At 39.3% G+C, this 13,430-nt stretch carries 11 protein-coding genes; 7 read left to right on the top strand and 4 right to left on the bottom strand.

All coding sequences use genetic code 11. The annotated features are described in order from the left end of the window. The first annotated feature begins 60 nt into the window (after window positions 1-60). A complete protein-coding gene (locus tag DYI81_RS01070; RefSeq protein ID WP_117006472.1) occupies window positions 61-2,346 on the top strand; it encodes a P-loop NTPase fold protein in 2,286 nt (761 codons plus the stop codon). A gap of 100 nt (window positions 2,347-2,446) precedes the next feature. Here the strand turns inward: DYI81_RS01070 and DYI81_RS01065 are convergent, their stop codons facing one another. The 3 genes from DYI81_RS01065 to DYI81_RS01055 all read right to left on the bottom strand — a co-directional run bounded on the left by DYI81_RS01065 (window position 2,447) and on the right by DYI81_RS01055 (window position 5,883). Beyond that, window positions 2,447-2,821 carry an endonuclease domain-containing protein gene (locus tag DYI81_RS01065; protein ID WP_117006471.1) on the bottom strand — a complete coding sequence of 125 codons (375 nt, stop codon included), beginning with the start codon at window positions 2,819-2,821 and terminating at the stop codon, window positions 2,447-2,449. Between the two features lie 235 nt (window positions 2,822-3,056). Continuing rightward, entirely contained in the window at window positions 3,057-4,100 is a 1,044-nt protein-coding gene (locus DYI81_RS01060) for a molecular chaperone DnaJ (RefSeq protein ID WP_117006470.1), read from the bottom strand. Window positions 4,101-4,212: 112 nt separating this feature from the next. After that, window positions 4,213-5,883: a sensor domain-containing diguanylate cyclase gene (locus DYI81_RS01055; RefSeq protein ID WP_117006469.1), complete on the bottom strand. Its 1,671-nt coding sequence runs from the start codon at window positions 5,881-5,883 to the stop codon at window positions 4,213-4,215. A 630-nt stretch (window positions 5,884-6,513) separates the two neighbouring features. Between DYI81_RS01055 and DYI81_RS01050 the strand changes: the two genes are divergently transcribed. From DYI81_RS01050 to DYI81_RS01030, 5 genes are all read left to right on the top strand, one after another. Continuing rightward, a complete protein-coding gene (locus DYI81_RS01050; RefSeq protein WP_106984474.1) occupies window positions 6,514-7,464 on the top strand; it encodes a transporter substrate-binding domain-containing protein in 951 nt (316 codons plus the stop codon). Window positions 7,465-7,532: 68 nt separating this feature from the next. Then, window positions 7,533-8,276 carry an amino acid ABC transporter permease gene (locus tag DYI81_RS01045; RefSeq protein ID WP_106984473.1) on the top strand — a complete coding sequence of 248 codons (744 nt, stop codon included), beginning with the start codon at window positions 7,533-7,535 and terminating at the stop codon, window positions 8,274-8,276. After that, window positions 8,276-8,959 (top strand): ABC transporter permease subunit, encoded by a 684-nt coding sequence (locus DYI81_RS01040; protein ID WP_106984472.1) that lies wholly within the window; start codon window positions 8,276-8,278, stop codon window positions 8,957-8,959. The genes DYI81_RS01045 and DYI81_RS01040 overlap by 1 nt, the downstream gene beginning before the upstream one ends. Window positions 8,960-8,973: 14 nt before the next feature. Continuing rightward, the gene (locus DYI81_RS01035; RefSeq protein ID WP_171356292.1) at window positions 8,974-9,699 is read left to right on the top strand and encodes an amino acid ABC transporter ATP-binding protein; all 726 of its coding nucleotides are present in this window, start codon (window positions 8,974-8,976) and stop codon (window positions 9,697-9,699) included. Between the two features lie 510 nt (window positions 9,700-10,209). Then, a complete protein-coding gene (locus DYI81_RS01030) occupies window positions 10,210-11,397 on the top strand; it encodes an ammonium transporter (protein WP_117006468.1) in 1,188 nt (395 codons plus the stop codon). 201 nt (window positions 11,398-11,598) lie between these two features. Here the strand turns inward: DYI81_RS01030 and DYI81_RS01025 are convergent, their stop codons facing one another. Next, window positions 11,599-12,306 carry an HAD family hydrolase gene (locus DYI81_RS01025; protein ID WP_117006523.1) on the bottom strand — a complete coding sequence of 236 codons (708 nt, stop codon included), beginning with the start codon at window positions 12,304-12,306 and terminating at the stop codon, window positions 11,599-11,601. Window positions 12,307-12,495: 189 nt separating this feature from the next. Between DYI81_RS01025 and DYI81_RS01020 the strand changes: the two genes are divergently transcribed. Next, on the top strand, window positions 12,496-13,203 hold the full coding sequence (locus tag DYI81_RS01020) for a phosphatase PAP2 family protein (protein WP_106984469.1): 708 nt from the start codon (window positions 12,496-12,498) through the stop codon (window positions 13,201-13,203). The last annotated feature ends 227 nt before the right edge of the window (window positions 13,204-13,430 follow it).

Genomic DNA, 13,430 nt, shown 5'->3' with positions numbered 1-13,430 from the left:
ATTAAAATCATAATGATATTTGATAGAATTATTTGATTAAAACTTTATAAATATCTCAACATGACAAATATTGATAAATTCGCATTTTCTGCCGATAGACCAATTAAAAAAATAGAACAAGATGTATTAGGTCGAGCTGATTTTGCGAAAAACTTGAGTGACGCTATTTCTCAATGGAAGGGTGACGAAAGCTTAGTTATTGCATTACATGGCGATTGGGGGTCAGGGAAATCATCAATTAAAAATATGGCGTTATCGTATTCAAAGCAACAAGATGACTCGCCCACAATTATAGAATTTTCACCTTGGGAATGGTCAGCTCAAGATAAGATCGTTCAGGCTTTTTTTGATGAAATATCAAAATCTATTGGAAGAAAGGATTCATCTAAAGAAGATCAAAAATTAGCAAATATATTTGCGAAATATGGCAATCATTTATCTACGGCACACACTTTTCTCAAGGGTGCTAATTTAGCTCTACCTCTTCTCGTAACTTCCATCCTAAGTACAGGTTTAATTAGCAGTTACTTTACTGACAATTCACAATTGCCAATACTCATTGCAACTATTACATCTTTTATAGCTTTAATCTTACCAGCCACAGAAAAAGGGAGCGAATTTTTAGGGAAACTTTCAGAAAACTACGAAAAAAAATCTAAATTAAATGAAAAGAACTTAGCAGAAATTCGTGAGGAGTTAATTACAGCTTTAAAGGATAGAACAACTCCTCTTTTAATTGTTATGGATGATATTGATCGTTTAACAACCGTAGAGTTACGAATGATTTTTCAATTAATTAAGGCAAATACTGATTTTCCTAATGTAATATTTCTACTTTTATTTCAGAAAGATATTGTCGAAAAAAAACTTACTGACTGCACACAGTCTGGTGAAAATTATCTAGAAAAAATTATTCAAATACCTTTTACAATTCCTCAGATTCAATTACAACAAGTTCACGAAGTTTTATTTAATCTATTAAACAATGTAATAAATAGTCATACTGATGCTGATAAAAAATTTGACCAAAATAGATGGCATGAGATTTATCGCAAAGGCTTAAAAAACTATTTTACTAATCTAAGAAATGTTTATAGATTCAATTCGACTCTTTGTTTTAACTTCAATCTTTTTAAAAACAATGACATTTTTGAAGCAGATCCAATAGATTTGATAGCCATTGAATGCTTAAGAGTATTTGAACCGAATGTTTATAACAAACTCTCTAACTCTAAAGAAGCTTTTACCACTTTAGGCTTTACCTCAAGTAACAATGAAACCAGTAAAGTAAAATATACACGAATAATTGAAGATATTATAAATAGTGCGTCAGAAATAAATAGAGAATCTGTCAAAGGTATTTTGAAAACCCTCTTTCCCACTATTCAGTGGATCATAAGTAACTATTATCACGATTATAGTTCATATCAAGAATGGTTTACGCAACTAAGAGTATGCCATAAAGACCACTTTGATAAATATTTCAAACTTAGTTTTGATAGCGAAGATTTTTCTACGTCAGAATTTATAAATTTCCTAGAACTAACAAACGATAGAGAAAAACTTAAGGAAAAAATACTTGCCCTAGATGCAAGAAATTTAGCACAAGATTTTCTATCTAAATTTGAAGCATATAGTAAACAAGTTCCGAAAGAAAATTTCGAGTCATATATATATGCAATGTTAGATGCTGTGGAAGAATTAAATATTGAATCAAGTACCTCTTTCTTCGACACAGCACAGAAAAATTTATTCTTATTATCATTCTGGTGTTTAGAAAGTATTGAAGACAGACAAGAGAGAGCTAGACTTCTTAATAATTACGTTAATCAATTTACGAACTTTTCCATTATTAGAAATATCTTAGTTGAAGAACAAAAAAATAGAGAAAGAAATACTGATACACTATTAGATGATCCTGATTTTGAACAACTCAAAAAGGATTTCATCCTTAAATTGAGTCAATTTAGTATCTCAAATCCTGACAGCATAATTAAAAATCCATCATTCCTTTCACTTATGTTGCGTTGGAAGGAATGGGGGAACTCTTCTGATACTCTTAGTTGGTTTGAATCCCAAACTCAGGATATACAAGGTATGCTAAAGATACTTAAGACAATGATCCAAAGTACTACATCTTATCGTAGTTCATATACTAAACCTCATGTTAAAAGATATATTAAAGCTGATACTGTTATAAATTTCTTAAACGTTCCTCGCATATCAAACATAATAAACTCTGCTGATCTTTCCATTCTTTCAGAAGAGGAAAATGACTTAATCAAAATGCTAAAAAAAGGATTCGAAAATAAAGCTAACAATCATGATGATGATTTTGATGATTAGCCCTCACCCCAACCCTCTCCCATAGGGAGAGGGAGCAATCTTTGTGAATTCCACTGTAGTTTGATACTCAATGAATGTTCCCTCTCCTTTTAGGAGAGGGTTAGGGAGAGGTATTTTTTAATTCAGTGCATACAGACCATAAATGTTCTAAGACCACATCCGTCCGTTCCAACACATCATGATTCCAATACCGAACTACAGTTAAGCCCAAAGCCTCTAAAAACTTAGTCCGTTCAGCATCATATTCTTTCCCATCTTCCGTATTGTGCTGACTGCCATCCAACTCAATCACCAAACCAATTTCATGACAGTAAAAATCCACAATATAAGGTTTGATTACATGCTGACGGCGGAATTTCAGGTTCATAAAGCGTTTAGCGCGTAGAAGTTGCCACATCAGTTGTTCTGCATCGGTGGCGGTGTGGCGCATGGATTTGGCGAACATTAAAAGTTGGGGGTCGAGTTTATTGTTCATTTTGGATTTAGTTTTTATTTTTGAAAATTATAGCAGATTACCCTCACCCTAACCCTCTCCCAAAGGGAGAGGGAATTTCCAATGTGAATTTCAATAACTATTCGATTGATAACGTTCCCTCTCCTCCTAGGAGAGGGTTAGGGAGAGGTGCTTTTTAAATATTTTTCATTATAACTTCAGCCCTCACCCCCTTGCGAAGCAGTGCTTCTCATCCCAAAGGAGAGAGAGAAAAGCATCAAAGTACACTCTGTGCCAACAACACTTCCAGCCCTTTCACCTTTCCCATATATTTCAGCCGTTCTTTTTCCCACTTCACTTGCTCTTTCAGGACTGAAACATCGCCATCAATCACCTTATACACATCTTTCACCTGCATATTTTTCGACTTCGGGTTTTCACTCCAGTGAAAACTATTCGTGATGTCATCAATCTGACTGGCTAGGCGCTGGCTTTGCGCCTCTAAAGCCATCTTATAAAACTTTAAATGTTCATCCGTTAAAGCTTTAGGGCTTTTGCCTTTATTGGTCTCAAGCTGTAGTTGCAGCTTTAGTAAATAAAACAAATCCTGCGCTTCATAGGCTTGGTTCACCACTTGTAGCAATTCGGTTTTTTCCGCTTTTTTAGTTTCATCAGGTTCACGGTCTGGGTGAATCATGGCGGTGATTTTTAAATATACGGTTTTCAATGATTGGTTCACTAACTTTTCAGCTTGCTCACGTTTTTGCGCTAAGCGTTTACGCTGATGCTCTTCTTTTTCACGTTGATATTGTTCGCTGTCCCATTCTTCATAAGACTTGTGTTCTTCTGCAGTTTCTTGTTCTATATCAACATGACCTTTTACGTTGCTCTGTTCAGTTTGGGCTGACTTGGCCTTTTTATTTGGCTTCTGATTATGTGCATGGTGCTGCTGATAAAAAACATCGACCTCTGCGATTTTTTCAAGTTCGGCACTATTTAAGTAGTTTGATTTTTTCAGCTGCTTTGCCAGTTTCGCAAGCTTCACATCGAGCTGTACTAAATCTGCTTTGGCAAAGTCTTCTTGCTGTAAGTGCTGCCAAAGTTGATTAAGCTGACGATAGTAGACCGCATGCAAATCACGATAGATCGGCACGAGTTTGAGTTGGATATAGCTTTGAATTTCACTTTTGGCATTTTGCCAAAGTGCTAAATCTAGCTTTTGCTGTTCAATTTGCTCAATCAGTTTATTCAGCTTTTTATGCTGCGGTGAAAGCGTTGCTGCAGTTTCAGGCAACAAACTGATTTTTAAATCGAAAGACATACTTAGGCGAAATGAACAGATAAATTTAAGCCTATTATAAAACAAATGGCACGACTATCCGAGTAGCTACATGTCCTTTAAGCCTAAGACAACAGGCTTGTATTTACACCAACTATGCATCGGATACAACTCGATTACGGCCCTGTTTTTTCGCTGTATATAAAGCTTGGTCAGCGCGACGGATCGCATCATTGCCATCTTGATCCGAAACCAATACAACACTCACACCAATACTGGCAGTAATTGGGTAGTCCTGAATAATATTTTCATTTTCAATGCTTTGACGAATTTTTTCAGCCAATAATACTGCACCATCTTGCTCAGTTGCTGGCAATAGCACAATAAACTCTTCGCCCCCAAAGCGCGCCACAAAGTCTGTCGAGCGTACAGCTGTTGCCACTAAGCTGGCTACACTTTGCAATACATGATCCCCTGTTTCGTGACCAAAGCTATCATTAACCTTTTTAAAGAAATCGACATCCATCAGCAGCACAGCATAGGCTTGTTGCTGACGCTGAAACTGAGCAAACAAATAAGCCTGATAGTCGTTAAATGCACGACGGTTATACAAGCCAGTCAGGCCATCATGATTGGCTAATTTTTCCAACTCCAAATTGGCTTCTTTTAATGCCAGCGTACGCTCTTGCACTTTCTGTTCTAAAGTGGCGTTTGCCTCTTCCAATTGGTATTTTTGAGTCAGTAGCGTGGTGGTCATGCTATTTAAAGACTGAGACAACCCTTGTATTTCACGAATGCTACTCTGTGCCTCAAAATGTACATCGTCTTGACCTTTTTCGACCGCATAGGCACTTTTTGCCAGATTTTCGATCGGGCGACTAAAACGGTTGGCTAAACGGTAAGTCACCACCAGCATCAGCAAAGTCACAATCAAACCAATCAAGCCAATTTGTTTTTGCATGGCACGTACATCTGCCAATGCTGCAGATACTGGCTGACGCACAATTACATGCCAACCCATGCTCATTTGCGTGTTAGAGACCACAGGTACATCTGTGGTCACATAGTTCTGCCCTTCATGCCAGTCATCAATAAAATAAGGCTGTGCAGAAGTTTTTTGATTGGGGAGCTGAACTTGTCCAATACTCTTATAAGGATACAGAATTTCGCCTTTGCCATTAACAATAAAGACTTCAATCCCTTGCTGAGCAGCATCTTCTGGCAGTGCACTTTGTAGTACTTGGCTAGCCCAACTCCAATCCGCATGTGCCGCCAGCACACCACGGATTTTCTGAGTTTTGACATCATAAATGGGCGTGGCAAAGTCAATAAAACGCATTGGCTCATTCGGGTTAATAGCTTTGAGTTTCTTTGCCAATAAGATCGCTTCATGTACATCGCCCAAATATACGCGTTGTAAGCCTTCCTTAAACCAAGGTCGAGCAGAAACATCTGCCCCTTCAAGCATCTTATTTGCAGCGACTTCTACCACACCATCTACATTGGCAATGCCTAACCACGCATAATATTTATACGAACTTTTAACCTGATCCAACTTCACTTGCAGTTGTTCATTTTTAAAATCTGTGGCCATAAAAAATGGCGATTCGCTCAGTAGCACCATTTCCCGTTCACGTTCTGTCAGCGAATTTGCCAAGGTCGTACTGATGCTTTTGGCAACCAAATTCAAAGTTTGAGCACTGGCTTTGGTCATCTGCGCAGAGGCTTTGTGGCCAATATATAAGGTAATGGATAAACCCAATACAAATGCTAGGCCAGCAAATAAAACCAGCAGGCGGTTGCGGAAAGTATCTACATTCAGCATTCCCTACAGCTCCAGTACTCAAGTGATTGATTTAAGAATAACTATATAACAAAAAAAATTGCAACGTCTGCCCCAAAGCTAACCTTCCATCATTTTTTCTACGCTCATTTCAGCACTCGGCCGAAATGAATCATCTCAATGTGCATGCTTGGGTATATAAGCAAAGCCATAGTGGTTTTTTATTGCTTATACTTTGGTCTATACCCATAAGCAAAAACATGATGCTAAAAAGTATATGCTGAACAAAATACATACAAAATCCAAATTATTTATGCCGTGCTTAATTTAAATAATGCATTGGCAGTAAAACCTGTTTTATCCGTAAAAACACCATAAACACAAGTACTTCAGCAAATAAAGATCACTTTAAAAAGCTAAGAATGGCATATTTTTTGCTCCACCTTTCTCATAAACCTAAATTTGAAATTATGTTAATTCCTAAAGAGTTACCGTTAACAATTCGGTAAAGAATTTTGCTTGAGCAAGCATTCAAATCTCGCTTAAGATGATTTTCAGTATGTTTTTCATACATAAAAGAAAAGCATTTTTGCATAACAAGGAATTTAGGATTTTAAAAGTTCCATCGAAAATGACAGCAAACAATGCAGCACAATAAAAGGAGTTTTGCTCATGACACAAAAACGTACACTGACTGCGCTTTTTTGCGCCAGTTCTCTAATGCTCGGTTTAACTGCTTGTGGTAACAATAAAGCACCATCCGCAGAACAAGGTGCAAGTACAGATTCAGCAGCTTCCTCAAATTCGGGTACGCTGGATAAAATCAAAAAGTCAGGCACCATTGTGCTGGGCTACCGCGACTCATCTATTCCATTTTCTTATATTGCAGACAATCCAAACCAACCCGTAGGTTATGCACATGATCTACAACTCAAAGTGGTTGAAGCGCTAAAAAAACAGCTGAACATGCCAGATTTGAAAGTTCGCTATAACCTTGTGACCAGCCAAAACCGTATTCCATTGGTATCTAACGGTACTGTCGACTTAGAGTGTGGTTCAACCACCAACAATAAAGAACGCCAACAACAGGTCGACTTTTCTGTCGGATTCTTTGAAGTTGGCTCTCGCCTGCTCACCGCTAAAGATTCTGGGGTGAAAGACTTTGCAGACCTAAAAGGCAAAAAACTGGTAACTACAGCGGGTACAACTTCAGAGCGCTATATTCGCCAGCATGAAAAAGAGCTAGGCATTGGCGAAGTAATTTCAGCCAAAGATCATGCTGAATCATTCCTTATGCTACAAAATGGTCGTGCGGCGGCCTTTATGATGGATGATATTTTACTGGCAGGTGAAAAGTCGAAAGCCAAAGATCCAAACAAATGGGAAATTGTGGGTACACCACCAATTCATGAAGTTTATGGTTGTATGCTACGTAAAGGCGATACAAGCTTCAAACAAGTGGTCGATGGCGCAATTAAAGAGGTATATAGCTCTGGTGAAATCAACCAAATGTATAAGAAATGGTTCCTTTCTCCAATTCCACCAAAAAATATTAATTTGAACTTTGAGATGTCTGAACAGCTGAAACAGCTGATTAGCAACCCGCATGACCGTGATGCTTAACCCTTAACCGCCATACATGCCTTTGCGTCAGCCGACTAACTTTGGCTGACGCCGTAAAAGGAGTCACTATGAATTATAGTTGGAATTGGGGCGTATTGTTCCAATCCACGGGCATTGGCGATACCACTTACCTGAACTGGGTCTTCACAGGCTTAGGCTGGCTACTGGTGATTGCTGCTGTCGCGTGGAGCATTGCGATGGTACTGGGTAGCATTTTAGGCATTATGCGCACTCTCCCTAGTCCATTAGCACGTTCAATCGGCACTGCCTATGTCACCATTTTCCGTAATATTCCATTGCTGGTTCAATTGTTTATCTGGTTTTATGTCGTGCCAAACTTCTTACCAGAAGGCATTCGAAACTGGTGGATTAATGACTTAGGTGCCAATACCACAGCACTAATTTCTGCAAGTATTGGGCTTGGCTTATTTACCGCAGCCCGTGTCTGTGAACAAGTACGCACAGGTATTGAAGCGGTGCCCAAAGGCCAGACCAATGCGGGTTATGCCATGGGCTTTAGTACGGCGCAATTATACCGCTACGTGATTTTGCCACAGTCATTTCGTACCATTTTGCCCCCGCTGAGTTCTGAATTGACCAACTGCGTTAAAAATACCTCTGTTGCATCTTTAGTGGGTGTTGCAGAAATTATCTCGCAGATGAAAACCATCAGTGAATACACGCAAAATACGATTGAAATATACACCTACGTTACCATTGCATTTATTTTGATTAATATCTGCCTGATTGGATTTATGAACTTTCTGGAAAAACGCTTGCGTGTTCCAGGTTTAATCGCAGGAGATAAATAATGGAATGGCTCACTGCATTTACACAAGATTTACAACAGTCTTGGCCTGCGCTTTGGCATGGGCTCAGCATTACCTTAAAAGTAGTGGTTAGTGCAGCCATTGGTGGGGTTATCATTGGCACCCTACTTGCACTCATGCGACTGTCTTCCATTAAAGCATTCAATTGGTTTGCTAAAGGCTACGTCAATTTATTCCGCTCCATTCCACTCCTGCTGGTACTTATGTGGTTTTATTTTGCTGTCCCGTTTATTTATACCGGGATCACAGGTAATTACCTCACCATTGATACAGCGCTGGTATCGAGCATTGTGGCCTTCATGCTGTTTGAAGCAGCTTATTTTTCGGAAATTGTCCGTGCTGGCATTCAGTCTATTCCTAAAGGTCAGACATCTGCTGCTTATGCACTGGGCATGACTTACCCGCAAACTATGCGATTGATTATTTTGCCGCAAGCCTTCCGTAAAATGACGCCCCTCCTGTTGCAACAGACCATTATTTTGTTTCAAGACTCCACCATGGTGTATGCCATTGGACTATTAGACTTTTTCCGCACCAACTACGTCCGTGGTGACCTCATGTCGTTACTGACCCAATACATTCTATTCGCTGGCTTGGTGTACTTCACCATCAGCATGCTTGCAACCTATGCAGTGAAAAAATTACAACGGAGGTTAACTGTATGAGTGAACAAAAAGTAATGATTGACCTCCAAAATGTCAGTAAATGGTATAAAGAATTTCAAGTACTAACCGATTGCACCACGCAAATTAAACAAGGTGAAGTGGTGGTGGTCTGTGGCCCTTCAGGTTCTGGCAAATCCACCCTGATTAAAACCGTCAACGGGCTTGAACCTTTTCAGCAAGGTGAAATTTCTGTCGATGGGATTGGTATTCATGACCCCAAAACCGACTTAAGTAAACTACGTAGCCGTGTCGGGATGGTGTTTCAGCATTTTGAGTTGTTTCCACATTTATCCATTACAGAAAACCTCACCATTGCTCAAGTCAAGGTGCTAGGGCGCTCTGAAGAAGAAGCAAAAAAGAAAGGCCTTGCCTATTTAGAGCGTGTTGGCCTGAGTGCACATGCAGAAAAATTTCCAGCACAACTCTCTGGTGGTCAGCAGCAACGTGTTGCGATTGCCCGCGCGCTTAGCATGGACCCAATTGCCATGCTCTTTGATGAGCCCACCTCTGCACTCGATCCTGAAATGATTAATGAAGTACTAGATGTGATGGTCGGTTTAGCCAAGGAAGGCATGACTATGATGTGTGTCACGCATGAAATGGGCTTTGCCCGCCAAGTTGCAGACCGCATTATTTTTATGGATCAGGGGAAAATTGTGGAAGATTGCAGTAAAGATGAATTCTTTAATGCACCAAGAGGTGAACGTGCACAGCAATTCTTAAACAAAATTTTGCACTAATTTTAAACATTCCATTCATCTGCAGAGCTTTAACACTAAGCCACGACAGTCAGATAATTTCTGACTGTCGTGCTATTTTAAACCTCAGACTTTAGAGTGTTTTTTAATGATTACTTAAAAATGAACCACATGATCATTTCATTAACGCTTCTTTTTAATCTATTTAATCTAAGCTCAATTAAAACTTAAACTCAACCTACTGAGATAAAAATTACAGATTTTCTATAGAACTTGCCCTGTGCCAAACATGCACTATTGCAATTCATTTAAATAAAAATACATTAAAATTATATATAAGCCATTCATATTTATTGTATTAATCTGACTTTAAAATCATTTAAAATCGCACCAACATAGTGCATATTGTGTTAATTTGCTTTATATCGAGTCTTGTAAGTTTTTGAAATTTATTAATCAAAATTTCCCTTGCTTCCCCCCCCTGTTCCAAAAATACTACCTCGCTATACTGAACTTCTTTTTGTGACATACCGCACTATATTGGAGCACTACATGCAAAATATAGATTTATTATTTCTCCTCCTTGGTGCTGTTTTAGTGCTTGCAATGCATGCAGGCTTTGCTTTTTTAGAACTCGGAACTGTTCGCCATAAAAACCAAGTAAATGCTTTAAGTAAAATTCTCTCTGACTTTGCAATTTCAGCCATTGCATACTTTTTTGTCGGTTATTACATCGCTTATGGTCAGCATTTTTTCCATACTGGAACAACCTTAGCTGCTGATCACGGCTATAACCTCATGCGCTGCTTCTTTCTCCTCACCTTTGCAGCTGCAATTCCAGCGATTGTTTCAGGTGGAATAGCCGAGCGTGCGAAAATGCGCTCTCAAGCCATTGCAACGCTTATTTTAGTGGCCTTGGTCTATCCATTTTTTGAAGGTATTGCATGGAATGGCAATCTAGGTATTCAAGCATGGTTAGCTCAAACTTTTGGCGCAGGCTTTCATGACTTTGCAGGTTCTGTCGTGGTGCATGCAATGGGTGGCTGGATTGCTTTTGCTGCGGTTATTTTACTTGGGCCTCGTTATGGTCGTTATAAAAAAGATGGCCGTATCAGTGCACACCCACCATCTTCAATTCCATTTTTAGCGCTGGGTTCTTGGATTTTAATTGTCGGTTGGTTTGGTTTTAACGTAATGAGTGCTCAACGTTTAGATGCCATTTCAGGTCTCGTTGCGATTAACTCACTCATGGCAATGGTTGGCGGTACATTTGCAGCCCATTTGGTTGGCGACAATGACCCAGGCTTCTTACACAATGGCCCATTGGCAGGTTTGGTGGCCATCTGTGCAGGCTCAGATATTGTTCACCCTGTTGGTGCACTGTTTATTGGTATGGTGGCTGGAGTGATTTTTGTTAAATTATTTACCTACACACAAAACAAACTAAAAATTGACGATGTATTGGGTGTTTGGCCATTACATGGTGTATGCGGTGCCTTTGGTGGTCTTGCTGTCGGTTTATTTGGGCAAAAATGGCTAGGCGGCCTCGGTGGCGTATCCATGCTTTCACAAATCTTTGGCACATTCTTTGCTGTTATTATTGCCTTGGCTGGTGGCTTCTGTGTATACGGCGCACTTAAAGCAATTATGGGCATCCGTCTAAGCCAAGAAGAAGAATTCCGCGGTGCCGATCTATCGATTCACCGTATTACCGCAAACTCAGAAGATAATATGTTCTAAGTCAACACAGCTTCGGAGAATCATTTAACCTTCAATTGGATAATCCATGACTCTTTAGGATTATCCAATTTTTTTATCTCATCATTGTTCGCATTTTTAACTTTGCAACACAGCGTCGCATGCATCATGCTTATAAAAATAGCTGTGTAAATTGCTATTTAAATCACTATTCCAATGACTGTTTAAAAAGTGTGGGCAATATTAAGCCAAAGATAAGGGCTCTAAATATTGCCAGACTTGTGCCAAGTTTTGAATGCGTCGCTCAGTCGCGACTCTGTTCACATCATCATGAAAGCCTTCTAATAAAACGGCATGCATGCCCGCTTGTTCTGCCCCAAAAACATCATTGATGGGATGATCACCTACAAATAAACATTGCCTTGCATCTAAGCCCAATTGCTCACGGGTGTAGTTAAAAATCTGTATATTTGGTTTTGCTACACCTGCCAATTCTGAGCTCACAATCACATCAAAATACGCTTCAAAGCCAAGGCCTTTTAAAATATTTAAACGGGTTGTATGGCCCCCATTTGACACTACAGCCAATTGAAAGCCTTGCGCTTTAAGTTGACTTAATAGTTCGTGTGCCCCGGGCATGGCAACAGCATGTGCACCAAAAAAACGGAACCAGCATTGTGTCAATTCATCAAAATCAACTGGCTGGTGCCAAATTAATTGTTGTTGCAGTGCATAGGCCACAGAAGCACCAATACTTGGATGGGTTAAATCTGCAGCAATTGGATAACCGCCCCGATCAATTGAATTGATGATGTGCTTGATCTGTGCCAGATCAGGTGCAATTAAATGATGGGCATAATGCTGCGCTAAAAACTGACTATAGGCCACGATGCTTAAATCACGATGCGTTAAGGTATTGTCTAAGTCAAAGATCACTGCGCGAATGGACATGGCAAACTGGCCTACACGAACAAATTGAAATGAATAGGCAATGTAGCACAGACCGTTAAAGGCGTTTTGCTGGTTCTGTGCTAAGCATTGCAAGACGTTGACTAAAGATCTGACTAAAATATCCATCTTTAAGTTTTAGTTAAGCTGTTTTTGCCTTAATAGCTCAAAAGGAAAACTATTTAGCTAAGTATGCAAAATCATCCCAAATTCATTCTCTTTCATATTGGAATCTTATTAATTAGTTTCGGTTTACTACAAACTGTGATTCCTGTGGGCGGAGATCTTGATTTAAGCTTGATTCATCCTTGGATTAGTGAGTCTGGACAGTTTTTATTAAGAGACAATTGGTACTTAGCTAAATTAAATCACAAGTACATTAAAGACATTTTAATTGTCGTTTATGTTTTCATATTTTTTGCTTGGATTGCATCGTTTAAAGTTGAACGTTTAAAACCTCGCCGCACAGAACTAGGTTACTTATTTTGGGTCTCTATGCTCTGCACTATTGTAGTGAGCATCTTAAAGTCTCAATCCAGTCATGCCTGCCCTTGGTCCATGACCATTCCAGATACAGATGGTTTCTTTTGGGACTTTTCTGCAATGTCTGGTCATTGCTTCCCCGGTGGTCATGCCTCACTCGGTTTTTCTTTTATAACGGGTTATTTCCTTTATCATATTTCACAGCCTAAACGTGCTTATTTTTATTTGCTTGCAGGGCTCGTCTTAGGCCTTAGCATGGGCTGGGCGCAAATGATGCGTGGTGCACACTTCATGAGTCATAACTTATGGACTTTATGGATCTGCTATTGTACCAATATGCTGTGTTACGTCATTTTCTATCTATGCAAAAAGCAATCCGTGTTCTTAGAACCTCATAACACGCAATTGGTGCTTTAATCACAATCTGAGCTTAAATCATCAATCTGTGATTTAATTTTTGCAGTTCTACACATGCCAGTACGAACATCCCTGCTCTTTTACACAATACTTCAGACTAAAAATGCCTTAGGGCATCAACATTTGTCATCTATTAGCGTTTACTCAACATCCTACATCTACTCGTTTTTTCTCATATTTGACATGGCTAATTTATGAATGAGATATACAGCTCATTCAATATCCTT

The organism is Acinetobacter sp. SWAC5 (assembly GCF_003419885.1).
Classification (GTDB): domain Bacteria; phylum Pseudomonadota; class Gammaproteobacteria; order Pseudomonadales; family Moraxellaceae; genus Acinetobacter; species Acinetobacter cumulans.
The sequence above is the reverse complement of the archived record's forward strand: the minus strand, read 5'-3'. Positions and strand labels throughout refer to the sequence as shown.